The sequence below is a fragment of the Pseudomonas sp. RC10 genome (assembly GCF_038397775.1).
Classification (GTDB): Bacteria; Pseudomonadota; Gammaproteobacteria; order Pseudomonadales; family Pseudomonadaceae; genus Aquipseudomonas; species Aquipseudomonas bambusae.
In genome coordinates, this window is sequence record NZ_CP151650.1 from 4,108,569 (window position 1) to 4,126,420 (window position 17,852).

Genomic DNA, 17,852 nt, shown 5'->3' on the forward strand with positions numbered 1-17,852 from the left:
ATGATGGAAGTATTTTGAATCATCGATCTACTTGCGCAGAACGACTAATACGTCTTCCAACTCAGTAATCATCTGCTTGATCAATTGCTTGTACTGCAGGGAATCGTCCTTCACCTCATCGCTGGACATGCGAAGGCGCGCGCCACCGATGGTGAAGCCCTGGTCGTACAGCAACGCGCGGATCTGTCGGATCATCAGCACATCTTGTCGCTGATAATACCGACGATTCCCGCGGCGCTTGACCGGGTTGAGCTGAGGAAACTCCTGCTCCCAATAACGCAGAACGTGCGGTTTTACCGCGCAGAGCTCACTGACCTCACCGATGGTGAAGTAGCGTTTGCCGGGAATAGGCGGTAGCTCGTCGTTATGACTTGGTTCCAGCATAAGCCTCAACTCGGGCCTTCAGTTTCTGCCCTGGGCGAAAGGTGACCACACGGCGAGCTGTAATCGGAATTTCTTCCCCTGTCTTGGGATTTCGACCCGGTCGCTGGCGTTTATCTCGCAGGTCGAAATTGCCGAATCCGGACAATTTGACCTGCTCGTTATCTTCCAGAGCGTGCCTGATTTCCTCAAAGAACAGCTCAACCAGTTCCTTGGCTTCTCGTTTATTCAGGCCTAGCTCTTCGTACAGACGTTCGGCCATCTCAGCTTTCGTCAGAGCCCCCATACGCTACTTCCTTAACGTGGCGTTTAACCTTTCCTCTAGCGAGGTGAGAATTTGCTGCGTCGAAGCGTTTACCTCATCGTCAGTAAGAGTGCGCGATGGATGTTGCCAGGTCAAGCCAACTGCAAGGCTTTTTCTATGCGGATCAATGCCTTTACCCTGATAAACATCAAAGAGCCTGAGGTCTGTTAGCCATTCCCCTGCATTTTCACGAATAACGTCCATTACCGCAGTCGCTGCAACATCACGATCCGCCAGCAACGCCAGGTCACGACGGACCTCCGGGAAGCGTGACAACTCGTGGAATTTCGGCAGACGCCCCTCGACCACATCGGCCAGCACCAGTTCGAACACGAATACCGGACGATCCAGACCCAACGTCTTCACCAGCTCAGGGTGTAGTGCGCCGATGTAACCGACTTCGCGGCCATCGCGCTCGATACGGGCTGTTTGGCCTGGATGCAGCGCAGGATGTTTGCCCGGTACGAAACGGAAATCATCCAGTGCGCCCGCGAAGCCCAGTACCGCCTCCACGTCAGCCTTGACGTCGAAGAAGTCCACTGCCTCACGACCCTGCGCCCACCCTTCCGGCAAGCGACTGCCGCAGATCACACCTGCCAGCATAGGCTCTTGTTTTAAACCGTCCAGCTGACCGACAAAACGCAGGCCGCTTTCGAACAGGCGTACACGGTCTTGCTGACGATTGAGGTTGTGCTGGAGCACCTTGATCAGGCCGGGCCACAGCGACGAGCGCATGGCAGCCATGTCGGCGGAGATCGGGTTGGCCAGCAACAATGGCTCAACACCCGGATTGAATAGCTCAAACCATTTCTGATCGATGAAACTGTAGGTGATCGCTTCCTGATAACCGCGCGCGACCAGCAGACGGCGTAGCGCAGGCAGATCGCCACGGGCTTCGGCGCGGGCTTGCGGGGCCAGACGCGCTTGCGGGTAACGAACCGGCAAACGGTTGTAGCCGTAAAGGCGGGCCAGCTCTTCGATCAGGTCGACTTCGAGGCTGATGTCGAAACGGTGGCTAGGCACCTCAACGCGCCACTGGCCAGCCGTTTCATTGGAGACTTTCAGGCCGAGCGCAGTGAGCAGACGCTCCACTTCGGCTGCATCCATGGTCATGCCGAGCATTTGCTCGATGCGCTCAGCGCGCAGGATGACCGGCGCAATCGACGGCAAATGTTGCTCGCTGACGGTTTCGATGACCGGACCGGCTTCGCCGCCCGTGATTTCCAGCAACAGGCCAGTGGCACGCTCCATGGCTTCGCGAGCCAGCTGCCAGTCAACGCCACGCTCGTAGCGATGCGAAGCGTCGGTGTGCAGACCGTAGGACCGAGCCTTGCCGGCGACCGCGATCTGATCGAAGAACGCGCTTTCCAGAAAGATGTCACGGGTGGTCGCGGTATTCACGCCGCTGTGCTCGCCGCCCATCACGCCAGCGATCGCCAGGGCGCGCTGATGGTCGGCGATGACCAGGGTATCGGCGCGCAGGCTGACTTCCTGACCGTCCAGCAACACCAGCTTTTCGCCTTCTTCCGCCATGCGGACGCGAATACCGCCGTTGATCTCGGCGAGGTCGAACGCGTGCAGCGGCTGACCCAATTCGAGCATCACGTAGTTGGTGATGTCGACGGCGGCGTCGATGCTGCGCACTTCCGAACGACGCAGGCGCTCGACCATCCACAGCGGGGTCGGGCGTGACAGATCGACATTACGAATGACACGGCCCAGGTAACGCGGGCAGGCAGCCGGTGCCAGCACTTCCACCGAACGCACCTCATCGTGCACGGCAGGAACGACCGCCACTGACGGGCGAGTGACCTTGGCGTCGTACAGCGCACCGACTTCGCGAGCCAGACCTGCAACGGACAGGCAGTCGCCACGGTTCGGCGTCAGGTCGACTTCGATGCTGGCGTCATCCAGCTCCAGATAATCACGGAAATCCTTGCCAACTGGCGCATCGACCGGCAACTCCATCAAACCGTCGTTGCCCTCGCCCACTTGCAGTTCGGCCTGAGAGCACAACATGCCGTTGGACTCGACGCCGCGCAGCTTGGCTTTCTTGATCTTAAAGTCGCCCGGCAGTTCTGCGCCGATCATGGCGAACGGAATCTTCAGGCCTGGACGCACGTTGGGCGCGCCGCAGACCACCTGAAAGGTTTCCGAGCCATTGCTGACCTGACACACGCGCAACTTGTCTGCATCCGGGTGCTGTTCGGTGCTCAGCACCTCGCCCACCACGACCCCACTGAAAACACCGGCGGCCGGGGTCACGCTGTCGACCTCCAGACCTGCCATCGACAGACGGGCAACCAACTCGTCACGGGACACTTGCGGGCTTACCCAGCCGCGCAACCACTGTTCACTGAATTTCATCCTGCTCTCCTAAAAAGTTCGTTACGGGCGACCTAGCGAAATTGCGCGAGGAACCGCAAGTCGTTGTCGAAGAACAGGCGCAAGTCATTGACGCCGTAACGCAGCATGGCCAGACGCTCTGCGCCCATGCCGAAAGCAAAACCCTGGAATTCTTCCGGATCGATACCGGACATGCGCAGCACGTTCGGGTGAACCATGCCGCAGCCCATCACTTCCAGCCAGCCAGTCTGTTTGCAGACACGGCAGCCCTTACCGCTGCACATCACGCACTCCATGTCGACTTCAGCGGATGGCTCGGTGAACGGGAAATAGGAAGGACGGAAACGCACTGCCAGTTCTTTTTCAAAGAACACGCGCAGGAACTCTTCGATGGTGCCCTTGAGGTCGGCGAAGTTGATATCGCGGTCGACCAGCAGGCCTTCGACCTGGTGGAACATCGGAGAGTGAGTGATATCGGAGTCGCTGCGGTACACACGGCCTGGACAGACAATGCGGATCGGCGGCTTGTTCGCTTCCATGGTGCGGACCTGTACCGGCGAGGTATGGGTGCGCAGCAGCATGTTGGCGTTGAAATAGAAGGTGTCGTGCATCGACCGGGCCGGGTGATGGCCTGGGATGTTGAGCGCCTCGAAGTTGTGGTAATCGTCTTCGACCTCAGGGCCTTCGGCAATGCCGTAGCCGATGTGGGTGAAGAACTGTTCGATGCGTTCCAGAGTCCGGGTAACCGGGTGCAGACCGCCTGTGGTTTGGCCACGGCCCGGCAAGGTTACGTCAATGGATTCGGCAGCGAGTTTCGCGGCAAGATCCGCTTCCTCAAGCGATGCCTTTCGCGCATTGAGAACCTCTGTGACACGCTCCTTGGCAACGTTGATGAGCGCGCCAACCTGCGGACGCTCTTCAGCCGGCAAATTCCCCAGGGTCTTCATCACCTGAGTCAATTCACCCTTCTTGCCGAGGTAGTGAACCCGGATTTGCTCCAGGGCATTGATATCTTCGGCGCTTTGCACAGCCTCAAGTGCTTGAGAGACCAGCGCGTCCAGGTTTTCCATGTACAGACTCCAGATACGAAATAGGGGAAGAGCTTACAAGGCTCTTCCCCTATTTATGACGTTTAACACCGAACCCCGAAACGAGGCCCGGTGATTGCCGGGGACTTAGGCCAGAGTGGCTTTAGCTTTCTCGACAATCGCAGCAAACGCCGCTTTTTCGTTCACTGCCAGATCAGCCAGAACCTTACGGTCGATCTCGATCGACGCTTTTTTCAGGCCAGCGATGAAACGGCTGTAAGACAGACCGTTGATACGCGCACCAGCGTTGATACGAGCGATCCACAGAGCGCGGAACTGACGTTTTTTCTGACGACGGTCACGGTAGGCGTATTGGCCAGCCTTGATTACCGCTTGCTTGGCAACACGGAATACGCGTGAACGCGCGCCGTAGTAGCCTTTAGCAAGTTTCAGAATTTTTTTGTGACGCTTACGGGCAATGACGCCACGCTTTACACGAGCCATGAGTTACTTCCTCTATTCTTGATCAAAATTAACGAAGGCGCAGCATGCGCTCGACTTTTGCGACGTCAGACGGATGCAGCAGGCTGCTTCCGCGCAGTTGACGCTTACGCTTGGTCGACATTTTGGTCAGGATGTGGCTCTTGAAAGCGTGCTTGTGCTTGATGCCATTCGCGGTTTTCAGAAACCGCTTAGCTGCACCACTTTTAGTCTTCATCTTTGGCATGTTCGGATACTCCGCATTCAGTTGATAAACATAACCGCAAGGCCTGCCGTGCCCTGGTGGTTATTTCTTCTTTTTCGGGGCGATGACCATGATCAGCTGGCGTCCTTCCATCTTAGGATGCTGTTCGACGGCGCCGTATTCGAGCAGGTCAGCCTCAACCCGCTTCAACAGCTCCATACCCAGCTCCTGGTGGGCCATCTCACGACCGCGGAATCTCAACGATACCTTGGCCCTGTCCCCGTCACTCAGGAAACGTACCAGGTTGCGTAGTTTTACCTGGTAATCCCCTTCCTCCGTCCCTGGACGAAACTTGATTTCTTTAACCTGAATCTGCTTCTGGTTTTTCTTCGCCGCAGCAATCTGTTTCTTCTTTTCGAAGATCGATTTGCCGTAGTCCATCACGCGACAGACAGGTGGTACTGCGTCGGCAGAAATCTCTACCAGATCAAGCTTGGCTTCTTCAGCTATACGAAGCGCTTCATCAATCGAGACGATGCCAATCTGCTCGCCGTCAGCGCCAATTAACCGAACCTCGCGTGCCGAGATATTCTCGTTGATCGGGGCCTTCGGTGCAGCTCGTTTATCTTGTCTCATTTCACGCTTAATAATAATTACTCCGAATCTTGGCGACCACGCCGGGAAACCGCTTGTGCGAGGAACTCCGAGAATTGGGCGACCGGCATCGAGCCGAGGTCTGCGCCTTCACGGGTACGCACAGCGACAGTTTGCGTTTCAACCTCCCGATCTCCGATGACGAGGAGATAGGGAACCTTGAGCAAAGTATGCTCGCGGATTTTAAAGCCGATCTTTTCATTTCTCAAGTCGGACTTGGCACGAAACCCGCTTTCAGCCAGAGTTTTTTCCACTTCAAGGGCAAATTCTGCCTGTTTATCAGTGATATTCATGATCACTGCTTGAGTTGGAGCCAGCCACGCAGGGAATGCACCTTCGTAGTGCTCGATCAGAATTCCGATGAAACGCTCGAACGAACCGAGAATCGCACGGTGCAACATGACCGGATGCTTGCGACCGTTGTCTTCCGAAACGTATTCGGCGCCCAAACGGATAGGCAGGTTGAAATCGAGCTGCAATGTACCGCATTGCCACACACGACCCAAGCAGTCCTTGAGAGAAAATTCGATTTTCGGACCGTAGAACGCCCCCTCGCCCGGCTGCAGATCATAGGGCAGACCGGCGCTATCGAGTGCTGCGGCGAGCGCGGATTCGGCGCGGTCCCACAGATCATCGGAGCCCACGCGCTTTTCAGGACGAGTGGAGAGCTTCATTTCGATGTCCTTGAAGCCGAAATCGGCGTAGACATCCATGGTCAGCTTGATGAAGGCTGCGGACTCGGCCTGCATCTGCTCTTCGGTGCAAAAGATGTGGGCGTCGTCCTGAGTGAACGCACGCACACGCATGATGCCGTGCAGTGCACCTGATGGCTCATTACGGTGGCAGGCACCAAATTCGGCCAGGCGCATCGGCAGCTCGCGGTAACTCTTCAGGCCTTGATTGAACACCTGCACGTGGCAAGGACAGTTCATCGGCTTGATGGCGTAGTCGCGACTTTCGGATTCAGTGGTGAACATGTTTTCGGCATAGTTCGCCCAGTGACCCGACTTTTCCCACAGAGAGCGATCAACCACTTGCGGGGTCTTGATCTCGAGGTAGCCGTTTTCACGCTGGGTCTTGCGCATGTACTGCTCAAGCACCTGATACAGGGTCCAGCCGTTCGGGTGCCAGAACACCATACCCGGCGCTTCTTCCTGGGTGTGGAACAGGCCAAGGCGCTTGCCGATTTTACGGTGATCGCGTTTTTCAGCTTCTTCGATACGCTGAATGTAAGCCGCCAGCTGCTTTTTATCGGCCCAGGCGGTGCCGTAAACACGCTGCAACTGTTCGTTCTTGGCATCACCGCGCCAGTAGGCACCAGAGAGTTTGGTCAGCTTGAACGACTTCAGGAAACGGGTATTCGGCACGTGCGGGCCGCGGCACATGTCGACGTATTCTTCGTGGTAGTAGAGACCCATGGCCTTTTCATTCGGCATGTCCTCGACCAGACGCAGTTTGTAATCCTCGCCACGCGCCTTGAATACTTCGATCACTTCGGCACGCGGTGTGACTTTCTTGACGACGTCGTAATCCTTTTCGATCAGCTGCTGCATGCGCTGCTCGATGGCCGCCAGGTCATCAGGGGTAAACGGGCGCTCGTAGGCGATATCGTAATAGAAGCCGTCATCGATGACGGGGCCAATCACCATCTTGGCTGTCGGATACAACTGCTTGACGGCATGACCCACCAGATGCGCGCAGGAGTGACGAATGATCTCGACGCCTTCCTGATCTTTGGGGGTGATGATTTGCAGGCTCGCGTCGGCGTCGATCAGATCGCTGGCATCGACCAGTTGACCGTTGACCTTACCGGCGATGGTGGCTTTGGCCAGACCTGCGCCAATGGACGCGGCGACCTCGGCGACGGAGACCGGGTGATCGAAAGAACGTTGACTGCCGTCGGGAAGAGTAATAGTTGGCATGGCGCCTCCTCTCCTAGTGGTGACCCCTACCAAAGGTCACGTGGGTTGGGATAGAGCCAGTACGCGATTCGGCGGTGTACCTGCCTCACAGTGGCAGGAGCCCAAAGGCCAACCATTTGACCGAACCAGAGTGACTGGAATGTACGAAATCGACAGGTGCGCACTCGGCGAAACCTGACCCGCGAGACGCGAGCGAATCTGCAGGACGCGCATCCTAACACAGCCTGAGAGCTCTACGTCAGGCCGCCCCCGGCGAGTTGTGAATAAAGATGCTGACAATTGCCGTGAGAATTGTCCGGAACTGAACTGCGACATCTCGCTGTCGTCAGATAATCCGAGATCACCGTTCCAGGCCCTTGACTCTCGGGGCCCATCGACAAGAAGGAAACCACCATGAAGCTTCTACGTGTTGCCGCCCTCCTCGCACCTTTGGCGCTGGCTCTTCCGATCAGCGCTCATGCCGCCATGGATGCGAACACCAAGACCACCTATATGAATGAATGCGCCGCCGCAGCGACTCAAAATAATCCTGGCATGGACACCAACGCAGTCAAGGCGCACTGCGAATGTGGCGCACAGCAGATCAACAAGAATTTCTCGGACAAGGAAATTGCGTCACTGAATGACAAAACGACGCCTCCGAGTACCGAAATGACCGCTCGACTGCAAAAAGCTGTGAGCGAAAACTGCCTGAAGGGCAAAAAATAAAAAATTTACATTCCGCAGTCATGGGTCAGGGGCATTGGGTAGACAATGCCACGCGCAACCTTCTGAAGCCCTCGCCGTTCGCGGGCTTCAGCCACTTCAAAGGCATGAGAAGGCTATGGTTGAACGTCGGCGGCCCGGCGGATCCCACGGGAATTTTCCCTATATATTTGCGGGACTGGCGCAAAGTTCTAACCGAAAAAGTCCAGCATCGACACATTTCGACTATGATAGCCCCCGTGTGCCCAGTTGGCCTGAGCAGCACAGCACTACTGAATATTATGTTTCTGGAGATACACCATGTCTAATCGCCAAACCGGCACCGTAAAATGGTTCAACGATGAAAAAGGCTTCGGCTTTATCACTCCACAGGGTGGCGGTGACGACCTGTTCGTACACTTCAAGGCTATCGAATCCGAAGGTTTCAAAAGCCTGAAAGAAGGCCAGACTGTTTCCTTCGTGGCTGAGAAAGGCCAAAAGGGCATGCAAGCTGCTCAGGTTCGCGCGGAGTAATCCGAGCGCGCTAAAAAAACCCGTCTCTGACGGGTTTTTTTATGCCTGCAAACAACCTGGGCGCTATTAGCCGCAATTTACGCGGGTTACCGTGGCGCCTTGGTCCGTATTGAGGTTCAGTCGGTCGGAGCGATACTCCAGAGTCACCATGTCGTCTGGCCCCAGCACCCTGGCCGTCTGGGCACCCGCTTTCGCCCGGGCCTGATCGAGCAACGCAGGTGAAGCTGGCTTGCCGACCGCGAACTGCGCCGCGGCCGCATCACAACGGGACTGGCTGGAGTCTGACGTCGCCGCGCCTTTGGCGGGGGATGAAGACTCTGATGCAGTGCTGCATCCCGCCAGCAGCGCCACTGCCAGAATCAATCCCGATGATGCATATTTCCAGGGCATACGAACTCCTTACGTTTAACGAAAACCAGAACTCCTGCGACAGCGTCACTACGGCTTGGTTTCGCAAGCCCAGGCAGAACACGCCCTTGGACGGTGTCGGGATGTGCTGGAGTCTGCCCGAGCCCGATGCCGTGCGGGCAATCAAATCGTCACAAAACGTAAGCCATTTTGTGTATTCATTGCGCAAATTGAACGTCATGCCTAAGTCGCAGTGCGCAACGTTGACCGGGATGCTTTACTGCACGCCCGCGCTGGGGTAACCCGCGCGTGAGGGCAGCGCCAACACCTATTTTGCAGAGGAACGATTCACCATGGCACTCGTGTCCATCGATGCTGATATCAAGGCCAAGTGGTCGCAAGGGCAATGCGCCCATAGCCCTGGCAGTCCTGAAGAATTGGCAATCATTGCAATCGATTTGCTGGTGAAGGAACTGGGCACTGAAAGCGCCCAGAATTTCATGAACCAGGTATTTCTGCGCTACTCGACCGAGGTGTTGAGCAGCGCATGATTGGCGTTATTTGAGCCGTGCCAGACGCTGCGTCAGCAGGTCGAAGAACCCCTGCGCATCGCCGTTCTCAATCCAGAAAACATTTTTAGGCTGTTCCAGCGTGTCATTCCAGTCGGCCACGGTCTGACCGAAGCCTGGCCCCTCCCGGCTGTCAATCGCCACGTTGATCAGCCTGCCACTGAACAACTCCGGTTTCAGCAGCCAGGCAATCACACTCGCATCGTGCACCGGTCCACCCGGCAAACCGTAATGCACCATATCGGCCTTGACGTACTCGTTGAGGATGCTGCTGACCAGCTTGCCCGCTTGATTGTTCAGCCCTTCTATCCGCTGAATACGCTGATCGCTGGTGAGAACCTTGTGCGTCACGTCCAGCGGCACGTAAGTCAGCTTGACGCCACTGGCCAATACCACTTTGGCGGCATCCGGATCAGCGTAAAGATTGAATTCAGCCACAGGCGTGATGTTGCCACCGTTGAAGTGTGCCCCGCCCATGACCACCACTTCCTTGATGCCCTGCGTGATGCCTGGTGCCTGAATCAACGCCAACGCGAGGTTGGTTTGCGGCCCGAGCATGGCGATGGTGATGCTGTGGGGCTCGGCCTTGCTCAGCGTGTCGATCAGATACTGCACCGCGTTACCGTCGGCCAGCCCTTTTTTCGGCTCATGGACTTCGACGCCCGGCAGGCCTTCCTTGCCATGAATGTTTTCGGCGTAGATCGGTGGTCGTACTAACGGCCTGCCTGCCCCTGCATAGACCGGAACCTCTTCACGCCCCGCCCACTCCCGGGCCAGACGCGCATTACGAGAGGTCTTGTCGATCCGCACGTTACCGGCGACGGTGGTGATCGCACGGATGTGCAGTTCTTCCGGCGACGCCAGCGCCAGCAGCAGCGCGACCACATCGTCTGCCCCTAGATCGGTGTCGATGATCAGGTCGCGTTTTTCGGCGGCGTGGGCAGCAGTGGAAAAGATGGCCAACAGTGCAATGCTCCTGATCAAGCGAAGGAGAAAGTGACGGCAAAGGTGCATAGGAAACTCCCTGTTTCGTGAATGTGACGCGAATCGCCAGCGATCAGAAGACCACGCCCGCGATCAACGCCACGTTGGTGTATGGCTGGCATTCTCCCGTGCGCACGACGGCCCGGGCGTTACGACTCAGTTGTTTCAACGCCTCGTGACTCATCAGCCGCTGTTGTCCCAAGTCTCCCGCGGCATTGAGCTGATCGATGACCGACAGGGCCGGGGGCTGCTTATCCCGCATTTCATCAGCGATGACGTGGCTTTCGACCTGCATTTCCGCCAGCACCGTGTTCAGCACACTGACGAAATCCGGCACGCCGTGCGTGACCGCCAGGTCGATGAGCTCTACACCGGGCGGGACAGGCATCCCCGCGTCCACGATCAACAACACATCCCCATGCCCCAGGGACGCGACCACGCGGGACAACGCGATATTAAGCAACGGTGTTTTCTTCATGGCTGATAACTCTGGACGTCCACGACGGTGGGTATGGAAGGCTGGGCGCCTGAACGCGTGACCGACAGTGCCGCTGCAATCTGTCCGAAACGGATGGCGTCCGACTCGGATTTCCCTTCGGCCAACGCAGCCGCGAAACCGCCGACGAATGTGTCGCCCGCCGCCGTGGTGTCGACCGGCTGGACCTTGGGCGCCGGGAAGTGCTGAGAACGGGCCTGACTGGCAAACAGCGCACCCTGCTCGCCCAATGTGACGATCACTTTCCTGACGCCCGCCTTCATCAACGCCGTGGCGGCGGCATCGGCACTGCCTACGCTGTCGACCGGCAAGCCTGTCAACGCGGTGGCTTCGCTTTCGTTCGGGATCAGGTAGTCAATCCAGCCGTACCATTCTGCGGGCAAGGGGCCGCTGGCGGGTGCCGGGTTGAGAATGACCGTCTTGCCCAATTCACGACCGCGCTTGAGCACATGGCCCACCGTCGCCATCGGGATTTCCAACTGGCAGATGATGACATCGGCCTGGCTCAAGAGCGTGTCGAATCCGTCGACCACCGCCGAAGTCACGTGTCCATTGCCACCTGCCACGATGACGATTGCATTCTGGCTGCTGTCATCGACCACGATCAAAGCCACCCCCGTGGACTCGCCCTCGATCCGGGTCACGGCCTGGCAATCGATCCCTTCGGCCAGCAGCGCTGAACGCAACTCGTCACCATACGCATCGCTGCCCACGCAACCGATCATGGCCACGCTGGCACCGAGACGCGCAGCCGCCACCGCCTGGTTGGCGCCCTTGCCCCCGGGCACGGTCACGAACGACTGGCCGGCCAGCGTTTCACCTGCTTTCGGCAGCCTTGGCGCTCGCGTGACGAGGTCCATATTGAGACTGCCCACTATCACTACTTTTGCTTGCATGACGTCGTACTCTTCCATCCGGACCCTTCGATCCGGCTCAGCGAAACTCATTGAATGCGTTGGTGGGCGGCGCCGTGGATTCGCGCAAGACGATGCTCGGCGCCACGATCATCCGCTGCACCGGACTGTCGCCCCGTGCCGAAATTCGTCGCAGCAACACTTCAGCGGCGCGTTCCCCTAGTTGCAGAATCGATTGCCCAACTGTGGTCAGCGCAGGATAAACGTACTGGCTCATCTGGATATCGTCGAAACCGATGACCGACAGATCCGCTGGAACGCGCACATTGCGCTCGGCCGCCGCACGCAATGCGCCGATGCCGACCATGTCGTTGGCCGCGAAAATCGCCGTGGGGCGATCACCGTCCAGCAACACGCTTGCCGCCTGGTACCCGCTGGGACCGGTGAAGTCGCTCTCGACTACCCAGTTGTCAGGCACGTTCACGCCGGCTTCCTGCATCGCCCGGTGATAACCGGCAAGACGCATCCGCGCGACGCTGGTTTCAGCCGGACCACAGATACAGGCAATGTGGCGATGCCCCAATTCGAGCAAATGCGAAGTGGCGAGATAGGCGCCCAATTCGTGATCGATTCGCACTAGATCGGCACTGATGTTTTCCAGATCGCGGTCGACAATGACCATCGGGGTGCGCACCGACGACAAACTGTCGACAAGGCTGTCACCCCCGCCGACCGACGACACGATGAGGCCATCGACCCGTTTTTCCAGCAGCACGCGTAAATAATTACGCTGCTTCTCCAAGTTGTCGTCGGAGTTGCAGAGGATCACGCAAAAACCGTTGCGCTCGCAGAAATCCTCAATGCCCCTGGCCAGTTCGGCGAAGTACGGGTTGATGCCGTTGGGAATCAACAAACCGATGGTCGCGGTGGACTTGGCCTTCAATGAGCGGGCGACGGCGCTGGGCACGTAATCCAGCTGCGCGATTGCCGCCTCGACTTTCTTGCGGACCTCGTCACTCACCGGCCGTGTCCGGTTGACGACGTGGGACACTGTTGTATAGGAAATGCCGGCAATGGCGGCCACGTCTTTGATGGTGGCCATATCAGCCGCGCCGCCGTGCGCGGTTGCTGCGGTAGGTGTCGAGCACGACAGCCACGACGATCACAGCGCCGGTGATGATGCGTTTGGTGGGCTCGGTGGCGCCAATTTGCGCAAGGCCTGCCGCCAGTACCGAAATGATCAGGACCCCGAAGAAGGTGCTGATCACTGACCCGCGCCCACCCATGAGGCTGGTGCCGCCAATCACCACCGCCGCGATGACCTGAAGTTCGAGGCCCGATCCGGCATTGGGGTCAGCCGCTTCAAGACGGGAAATCTGGAACAAGGCAGCGACACCTGCCAACAGTCCCATCAAGGAAAAGACCAGAATCTTGTAGGGCTTCGGATTGATCCCTGCCAGACGCACGGCTTCTTCGTTAGTTCCGATGCCGATCAGGTAGCGGCCGAAGACCGTTCGGGTCAGCACGGCCTGGGCGGCAAAAATCACGATCAAAGCGATGACGAACGAAGGCGAAATGCCGAACGCGAAGGGATTGGACAGCCAGGCGAAGGAATCGCCGATGTACGCCGTGCGCGAATCCGTCAATTGGTACGCGACGCCGCGCGCCATTTCCAGCACACCCAGCGAGACGATGAAGGACGGAATGCGCCAGGCCACGGTGATCGAACCGGTCACGGTCCCTGCTACTGTTGCGCACGCCATGCCGAGCAGCGCGGAAGGCAACACGCCCCAGCCCCAACCCAGCATGGCCACGCTGACGGCGGAAGCAGCCAACGCCAGCACCGAGCCGACAGACAGGTCGATACCGCCAATGATCAGAATGAAGGTCATGCCAACAGCCAGCACCATCAGATCCGGGATCTGGTTGGCCAGCGTACTGAAGGTTTCGTAAGACAGAAAGTGATCGCTGAGAAAGGAGAACAGCACGATCATCGCCAACAAGGCGCCCGCCAAGCCGAGGTACGTGCCAAGGCCAAAATAATTGCCGGTGCGCTTGCCCGGCGAAGGCAGTGCGGCAGGAGTAGTCGAGGTTTTCATCAGTCGTTCCTGGGCGCGGCTTCAGAGAGCAGCGCATCACGTTTTTGATAGCCAGCGAATGCCGCGGCGAGCAGTTCGTCCTGGGTCCAGCTGTCGCGCTCGAACGTGTCGATCAACCGACCGGCCGACAACACGCCGATGCGATCACAGATCAACATCAGCTCACGCAAATCGCTGGAGACCACCACCAATGCCCTGCCCTGTCGGGTCAATTCGCCGAGCAGCGCGTAGATGTCGAACTTGGCGCCCACATCGATCCCTCGCGTCGGCTCGTCGAACAGCATCACTTGGCAGTTGCGCTCCAGCCAGCGGCCGATGACGACTTTCTGCTGGTTACCACCCGACAGCTCCGAAACCAGTTGCGTTGGGCTGGAGCTGCGAATGCGCATGGCTTCGACCTGACGTCGGGCGAGAGCCATCTCGGCGTTGCCGTTGACCACGCCGCCGCTGGAAATCGCTTCCATGTTGCCCAGCGCGATGTTGGCGCTGATGGACTGCGACAACAGCAGACCTTCGCCTTTGCGGTCCTCGGTAATGAGCGCGATACCGTGACCGACGGCGTCCACTGGCGAGCTGACGCGCACGGTTTGCAACGGGCTGCCCACCTGAATGCTGCCGCTGTCGGCGGTGTCCGCGCCGTAGATCAGACGCAACAGTTCAGTGCGGCCTGCGCCAATCAGCCCGGAAATGCCGAAAATCTCACCGGCGCGGACATCGAAAGAAACATCCCGCACTTTGTCCAAGCGGCTGAGGCCTTTGACCGAGAGGGCGACGCCGCCAATCTTGCGCTCGCCAAGGTCGATGTGTTCGCCCAACTCGCGCCCCACCATGAGCGTGACGAGTTGTTCGCTGTTGTAATTGGCCATGGCATCGACGCACACGAGCTTGCCATCGCGCAGCACGGCGATGCGCTGGGCGACGCGAGCCAACTCTTCCAGGCGGTGAGAGATATACACGATGGAAACGCCGCGATCCTGCAGCCGGGTAATCTGCTCGAACAACATCTCCACTTCGCGAGCCGTCAGCATCGCGGTCGGCTCGTCGAGAATCAGCACGTGGCAATCGCCGATCAGGTTGCGGGCGATCTCGACCATCTGCTGATGACCAATGCCCAATTCACCGACCAGGGTGTCGGGATCAATGGCCTCAAGGCCCACTTGTGCCATGGCCTTGATCGAGTCTTCCCGCAATTTTTTACGGTTGATGAACCCGGCCCGACTGGGCAGGTTATCGAGAAACAGATTTTCAGCGACCGACAGCGTCGGCAGCAGATTGAGTTCTTGCATGACCATGCGCACGCCCAGTTTTTCTGCTTGAGTGCGGCTGGCCGGTGCATAGGGTTGCCCCTGAAACTGCATGTCACCTGTGGTCGGGGTAACCAGTCCACCGATGATTTTCGACAGGGTGCTTTTGCCCGCGCCGTTTTCACCGGTCAGCGCCAACACTTCCCCGCGCAGCAGCGTCAGGTCGATGTCGCCGAGGACAGGTTGGGCGTAGGTTTTTCCGATGTTGCTGACAGACAGAACAGCGGCCTGAGCAGACGCTGACATAACGCTCTCCACGCGCCTGCTCCCGGTGAGGAGCAGGCGGTATGTACGGATGATTGACGGGTCGGGCTTATTGCGGCTTGGTGACCAACTCGACCGGGGTCTCGATCACACCGTCCTTGATGTCGAGCTTGTCGCCCTTGATCATCTTCAACGCGGTGTCGATGCCGAATACAGCCTGACGAGCAGCGAACTGGTCAGCGGTAGCGAGCACTCGACCGTCCTTGAGCATCGGCTTGATGGCGTTGATGTTGTCATAGCCCACGACCTGCACTTTGCCCGCCTTGCCTGCGGCACGTACCGCCGACACTGCACCCAGCGCCATGCTGTCGTTACCGGCCAGCAGGGCTTTCAGGTTCGGGTATTCGTTGAGCATGGCCGAAGCGACGGCGTTGCCCTTGTCGATTTCCCAGTTACCCGATTGCGTGGAAACGATCTTCATCTGTGCAGCGTCCATGGCGTCCTTGAAGCCCGCGGTGCGTTGCTGCGCGTTGGTGGTGGTCGGCACGCCTTCGATGATCCCGACCTGATCGCCCGCCGTCAGTTGCTTGGCGAGGTAGTCACCCACCAGCTTGGCGCCCTTGCGGTTGTTCGGGCCTACGAACGGCACTTCGATACCTTTGCTTTTCAGCACGTCCGCGTCGAGCTGGTTGTCGATGTTGACGACCTTGATCCCCGCTTTCATGGCCTTGTCAATCACCGATGCCAAGGCCTTCGAGTCAGCGGGTGCGATCACCAGCGCGTCGACTTTCTTGACGATCATCTGGTTGACGATGTCGATCTGCGCGGCCGTATCAGACTCGTTCTTGATGCCGTTGGAGATCAGGTCGAAATCACTGGAATGTTGTTTCTGGTACTGCTTCGCCCCGTCTTCCATGGTCAGGAAGAACTCGTTGGCGAGGGATTTCATCACCAGCGCGACGGTGGGCTTTTTGGCGTCGTCAGCGTAGGCAGAAGAGAGAGGCAGGGTTACCGCACTGGCGGTGAGCATGGCAACAGCAAGAAGACGTGCAGCGAATGGCAGCTTCATGGAATCACTCCGACATTATGATTATTGTATCGGCATCGTCCGCGAGGTCAGGGTGCACCCGGCCGATCGCAAACGTTTGCGTGAACGAAACTATGAGAATGGTTGCATCATTTGTCAACAGCCTGAACTCTGGCGACAGGCTTTTTCAGATTTACCCTACAACCGCCAGATGGATTATTCCCCGTTCACAGGCCACGATGTGATGGCTTAAACGTGCGCAATACCGCATTAAATACGCTATTTAGTCCGCTGCACCCCTCAATGCTGCGCTAATATGACGGCGATCTGACATCGCGCATCGCCAATGTCGCTGTCACTCACATAAAAACGTCGTTGGAGTGGAAATGATAGACCCGGCCGTACAGAACACCCTCGCAGAGCAAGGCAACGACCCTGCTTCGGATTTCATCCAGTCGATGATTTCCGCCTTACCCGGCGTGGGTCCTGTAGGAAAAAGCCGTGCAGCTCACCGGCAGTGGTATGAATCGCTGTCCGAAGAAGATCAAATGAAAGTCCGTGACAAGCTGCGAGAAGAAATTGCCAAGGTCAGGGAGCAATTCGGCCGGCGCTCTAATGCCGTCTCAGCGCAATCCGTCAGGCTCAGAGACCACGGCTGACCCGCAGACCCATCTGGGGTTTAGACCGATCGCCTAAACCCCACCAGGCCTGATCGTCCCTTTCGGTCGGGCCATGTTTAATCCTCCTTCTTCACCGTCGCCACTTCGTCGGCGCGCACTCTGACCGGCTTGCCAGAGATGTCTTTGAACTCATAAAACCCGTCAACACTCTTGGTCTTGGGCACATCCTTGGTGATGTATTGCGTGCCGTTCTGCAGCGTGACCACGGTGGCGGTCGAACACCCCGCCAACGCTACGCAACCTACGAGCGCCAAGGACAGCCCCAACCCTCTGATCTTCATGCCGACTCCTCTATTTTTCCAGGTCATTGCGAACCGATTCGCCAATAGGGACTCTGATCGACGCAATCGCTTTTGGTTCGCGAAGAAAAGAATTGGTCGGACAAATCAACGACTTGGGATGCGATGAATATTCTTCTTACTGCACGGTTGCGAAACGTCCCACACTGAAATACTGTATACGCATACAGCTAAAACAAGGGATCACTCTCGTGTCTACCACCGCCGCTACAGCCCCGTACGAACGTCTGGCCATCCGCATTCAGAAAATCATCAATGCCCCGACCGCACAGAAGTCGCGCTCTGCCCTGATCTTTCGCCTGGCCGACGAACTCGAAGAGGACTGGAGTCAATTGCTTGAGGAGATCGCGGAGAACGACAACGTCACCCTCGCATGGCGCGATGACGGTGGCGTGCAGATTTTCTGGACAGTGCCCAAAGAGGACTGAGCTGACCTGACCCCGCTTGCAG

The 17,852-nt window shown here is 57.9% G+C and carries 22 protein-coding genes; 5 read left to right on the top strand and 17 right to left on the bottom strand.

Going from position 1 to position 17,852, the window contains the following annotated elements; genetic code table 11:
* Positions 1 to 27: 27 nt before the first annotated feature.
* The 8 genes from AAEO81_RS18765 to thrS all read right to left on the bottom strand — a co-directional run bounded on the left by AAEO81_RS18765 (position 28) and on the right by thrS (position 7,320).
* Positions 28 to 384, bottom strand: coding sequence for a MerR family transcriptional regulator (locus tag AAEO81_RS18765; RefSeq protein ID WP_341958492.1), 357 nt, complete (start codon positions 382 to 384; stop codon positions 28 to 30).
* Positions 365 to 667, bottom strand: coding sequence for an integration host factor subunit alpha (gene ihfA, locus AAEO81_RS18770; protein ID WP_002553164.1), 303 nt, complete (start codon positions 665 to 667; stop codon positions 365 to 367). The genes AAEO81_RS18765 and ihfA overlap by 20 nt, the downstream gene beginning before the upstream one ends.
* Positions 668 to 670: 3 nt before the next feature.
* A complete protein-coding gene (gene pheT, locus AAEO81_RS18775; protein ID WP_341958495.1) occupies positions 671 to 3,052 on the bottom strand; it encodes a phenylalanine--tRNA ligase subunit beta in 2,382 nt (793 codons plus the stop codon).
* Positions 3,053 to 3,084: 32 nt separating this feature from the next.
* On the bottom strand, positions 3,085 to 4,101 hold the full coding sequence (gene pheS / locus AAEO81_RS18780) for a phenylalanine--tRNA ligase subunit alpha (RefSeq protein ID WP_341958496.1): 1,017 nt from the start codon (positions 4,099 to 4,101) through the stop codon (positions 3,085 to 3,087).
* Between the two features lie 105 nt (positions 4,102 to 4,206).
* A complete protein-coding gene (gene rplT / locus AAEO81_RS18785; protein ID WP_007905879.1) occupies positions 4,207 to 4,563 on the bottom strand; it encodes a 50S ribosomal protein L20 in 357 nt (118 codons plus the stop codon).
* Positions 4,564 to 4,591: 28 nt separating this feature from the next.
* Positions 4,592 to 4,786, bottom strand: a complete 195-nt coding sequence (gene rpmI / locus AAEO81_RS18790; RefSeq protein WP_002553160.1) for a 50S ribosomal protein L35 — start codon at positions 4,784 to 4,786, stop codon at positions 4,592 to 4,594.
* A gap of 60 nt (positions 4,787 to 4,846) precedes the next feature.
* A complete protein-coding gene (gene infC, locus AAEO81_RS18795; protein WP_178115747.1) occupies positions 4,847 to 5,398 on the bottom strand; it encodes a translation initiation factor IF-3 in 552 nt (183 codons plus the stop codon).
* Positions 5,398 to 7,320: a threonine--tRNA ligase gene (thrS, locus tag AAEO81_RS18800; RefSeq protein ID WP_341958497.1), complete on the bottom strand. Its 1,923-nt coding sequence runs from the start codon at positions 7,318 to 7,320 to the stop codon at positions 5,398 to 5,400. The genes infC and thrS overlap by 1 nt, the downstream gene beginning before the upstream one ends.
* Positions 7,321 to 7,713: 393 nt before the next feature.
* Between thrS and AAEO81_RS18805 the strand changes: the two genes are divergently transcribed.
* Together AAEO81_RS18805 and AAEO81_RS18810 are read left to right on the top strand one after the other, a co-directional pair.
* Positions 7,714 to 8,028, top strand: a complete 315-nt coding sequence (locus tag AAEO81_RS18805; protein ID WP_166596874.1) for a hypothetical protein — start codon at positions 7,714 to 7,716, stop codon at positions 8,026 to 8,028.
* A 297-nt stretch (positions 8,029 to 8,325) separates the two neighbouring features.
* Positions 8,326 to 8,538, top strand: a complete 213-nt coding sequence (locus AAEO81_RS18810; RefSeq protein WP_166596873.1) for a cold-shock protein — start codon at positions 8,326 to 8,328, stop codon at positions 8,536 to 8,538.
* A gap of 66 nt (positions 8,539 to 8,604) precedes the next feature.
* On the opposite strand, the gene AAEO81_RS18815 is transcribed toward AAEO81_RS18810, so the two are convergent.
* Positions 8,605 to 8,928 (bottom strand): I78 family peptidase inhibitor, encoded by a 324-nt coding sequence (locus AAEO81_RS18815; protein WP_166596872.1) that lies wholly within the window; start codon positions 8,926 to 8,928, stop codon positions 8,605 to 8,607.
* A 311-nt stretch (positions 8,929 to 9,239) separates the two neighbouring features.
* On the opposite strand from AAEO81_RS18815, the gene AAEO81_RS18820 reads away from it, so the two are divergent.
* Positions 9,240 to 9,437 (top strand): hypothetical protein, encoded by a 198-nt coding sequence (locus tag AAEO81_RS18820; RefSeq protein ID WP_166596871.1) that lies wholly within the window; start codon positions 9,240 to 9,242, stop codon positions 9,435 to 9,437.
* Positions 9,438 to 9,443: 6 nt separating this feature from the next.
* Here AAEO81_RS18820 and AAEO81_RS18825 read toward each other — a convergent pair whose 3' ends face one another.
* The 7 genes from AAEO81_RS18825 to AAEO81_RS18855 form a co-directional block, all read right to left on the bottom strand.
* Positions 9,444 to 10,469 carry a nucleoside hydrolase gene (locus tag AAEO81_RS18825; protein WP_341958498.1) on the bottom strand — a complete coding sequence of 342 codons (1,026 nt, stop codon included), beginning with the start codon at positions 10,467 to 10,469 and terminating at the stop codon, positions 9,444 to 9,446.
* Positions 10,470 to 10,512: 43 nt separating this feature from the next.
* Positions 10,513 to 10,917, bottom strand: a complete 405-nt coding sequence (rbsD, locus tag AAEO81_RS18830; protein ID WP_341958499.1) for a D-ribose pyranase — start codon at positions 10,915 to 10,917, stop codon at positions 10,513 to 10,515.
* A complete protein-coding gene (gene rbsK, locus AAEO81_RS18835; RefSeq protein WP_341958500.1) occupies positions 10,914 to 11,831 on the bottom strand; it encodes a ribokinase in 918 nt (305 codons plus the stop codon). The genes rbsD and rbsK overlap by 4 nt, the downstream gene beginning before the upstream one ends.
* Positions 11,832 to 11,868: 37 nt before the next feature.
* Positions 11,869 to 12,891 (bottom strand): LacI family DNA-binding transcriptional regulator, encoded by a 1,023-nt coding sequence (locus AAEO81_RS18840; protein WP_341958501.1) that lies wholly within the window; start codon positions 12,889 to 12,891, stop codon positions 11,869 to 11,871.
* Position 12,892: 1 nt separating this feature from the next.
* A complete protein-coding gene (locus AAEO81_RS18845; RefSeq protein ID WP_341964567.1) occupies positions 12,893 to 13,891 on the bottom strand; it encodes an ABC transporter permease in 999 nt (332 codons plus the stop codon).
* Positions 13,888 to 15,438, bottom strand: a complete 1,551-nt coding sequence (locus tag AAEO81_RS18850) for a sugar ABC transporter ATP-binding protein (RefSeq protein ID WP_341958502.1) — start codon at positions 15,436 to 15,438, stop codon at positions 13,888 to 13,890. The genes AAEO81_RS18845 and AAEO81_RS18850 overlap by 4 nt, the downstream gene beginning before the upstream one ends.
* A 67-nt stretch (positions 15,439 to 15,505) precedes the next feature.
* Positions 15,506 to 16,465 carry a sugar ABC transporter substrate-binding protein gene (locus AAEO81_RS18855; protein ID WP_341958503.1) on the bottom strand — a complete coding sequence of 320 codons (960 nt, stop codon included), beginning with the start codon at positions 16,463 to 16,465 and terminating at the stop codon, positions 15,506 to 15,508.
* Between the two features lie 344 nt (positions 16,466 to 16,809).
* On the opposite strand from AAEO81_RS18855, the gene AAEO81_RS18860 reads away from it, so the two are divergent.
* The gene (locus AAEO81_RS18860; protein WP_166596863.1) at positions 16,810 to 17,082 is read left to right on the top strand and encodes a hypothetical protein; all 273 of its coding nucleotides are present in this window, start codon (positions 16,810 to 16,812) and stop codon (positions 17,080 to 17,082) included.
* A 77-nt stretch (positions 17,083 to 17,159) separates the two neighbouring features.
* Here AAEO81_RS18860 and AAEO81_RS18865 read toward each other — a convergent pair whose 3' ends face one another.
* Positions 17,160 to 17,384: a YgdI/YgdR family lipoprotein gene (locus AAEO81_RS18865; RefSeq protein WP_341958504.1), complete on the bottom strand. Its 225-nt coding sequence runs from the start codon at positions 17,382 to 17,384 to the stop codon at positions 17,160 to 17,162.
* A 176-nt stretch (positions 17,385 to 17,560) separates the two neighbouring features.
* Between AAEO81_RS18865 and AAEO81_RS18870 the strand changes: the two genes are divergently transcribed.
* On the top strand, positions 17,561 to 17,830 hold the full coding sequence (locus tag AAEO81_RS18870; protein ID WP_341964568.1) for a DUF1654 domain-containing protein: 270 nt from the start codon (positions 17,561 to 17,563) through the stop codon (positions 17,828 to 17,830).
* The last annotated feature ends 22 nt before the right edge of the window (positions 17,831 to 17,852 follow it).

Excerpts from the sequence above, each read along its gene's own strand:
- AAEO81_RS18765 (WP_341958492.1), bottom strand. The coding sequence starts at position 384 with ATGCTGGAACCAAGTCATAACGACGAGCTACCGCCTATTCCCGGCAAA.
- ihfA (WP_002553164.1), bottom strand. The coding sequence starts at position 667 with ATGGGGGCTCTGACGAAAGCTGAGATGGCCGAACGTCTGTACGAAGAG.
- pheT (WP_341958495.1), bottom strand. The coding sequence starts at position 3,052 with ATGAAATTCAGTGAACAGTGGTTGCGCGGCTGGGTAAGCCCGCAAGTG.
- pheS (WP_341958496.1), bottom strand. The coding sequence starts at position 4,101 with ATGGAAAACCTGGACGCGCTGGTCTCTCAAGCACTTGAGGCTGTGCAA.
- rplT (WP_007905879.1), bottom strand. The coding sequence starts at position 4,563 with ATGGCTCGTGTAAAGCGTGGCGTCATTGCCCGTAAGCGTCACAAAAAA.
- rpmI (WP_002553160.1), bottom strand. The coding sequence starts at position 4,786 with ATGCCAAAGATGAAGACTAAAAGTGGTGCAGCTAAGCGGTTTCTGAAA.
- thrS (WP_341958497.1), bottom strand. The coding sequence starts at position 7,320 with ATGCCAACTATTACTCTTCCCGACGGCAGTCAACGTTCTTTCGATCAC.
- AAEO81_RS18805 (WP_166596874.1), top strand. The coding sequence starts at position 7,714 with ATGAAGCTTCTACGTGTTGCCGCCCTCCTCGCACCTTTGGCGCTGGCT.
- AAEO81_RS18810 (WP_166596873.1), top strand. The coding sequence starts at position 8,326 with ATGTCTAATCGCCAAACCGGCACCGTAAAATGGTTCAACGATGAAAAA.
- AAEO81_RS18815 (WP_166596872.1), bottom strand. The coding sequence starts at position 8,928 with ATGCCCTGGAAATATGCATCATCGGGATTGATTCTGGCAGTGGCGCTG.
- AAEO81_RS18820 (WP_166596871.1), top strand. The coding sequence starts at position 9,240 with ATGGCACTCGTGTCCATCGATGCTGATATCAAGGCCAAGTGGTCGCAA.
- AAEO81_RS18825 (WP_341958498.1), bottom strand. The coding sequence starts at position 10,469 with ATGCACCTTTGCCGTCACTTTCTCCTTCGCTTGATCAGGAGCATTGCA.
- rbsD (WP_341958499.1), bottom strand. The coding sequence starts at position 10,917 with ATGAAGAAAACACCGTTGCTTAATATCGCGTTGTCCCGCGTGGTCGCG.
- rbsK (WP_341958500.1), bottom strand. The coding sequence starts at position 11,831 with ATGCAAGCAAAAGTAGTGATAGTGGGCAGTCTCAATATGGACCTCGTC.
- AAEO81_RS18840 (WP_341958501.1), bottom strand. The coding sequence starts at position 12,891 with ATGGCCACCATCAAAGACGTGGCCGCCATTGCCGGCATTTCCTATACA.
- AAEO81_RS18850 (WP_341958502.1), bottom strand. The coding sequence starts at position 15,438 with ATGTCAGCGTCTGCTCAGGCCGCTGTTCTGTCTGTCAGCAACATCGGA.
- AAEO81_RS18855 (WP_341958503.1), bottom strand. The coding sequence starts at position 16,465 with ATGAAGCTGCCATTCGCTGCACGTCTTCTTGCTGTTGCCATGCTCACC.
- AAEO81_RS18860 (WP_166596863.1), top strand. The coding sequence starts at position 16,810 with ATGATAGACCCGGCCGTACAGAACACCCTCGCAGAGCAAGGCAACGAC.
- AAEO81_RS18865 (WP_341958504.1), bottom strand. The coding sequence starts at position 17,384 with ATGAAGATCAGAGGGTTGGGGCTGTCCTTGGCGCTCGTAGGTTGCGTA.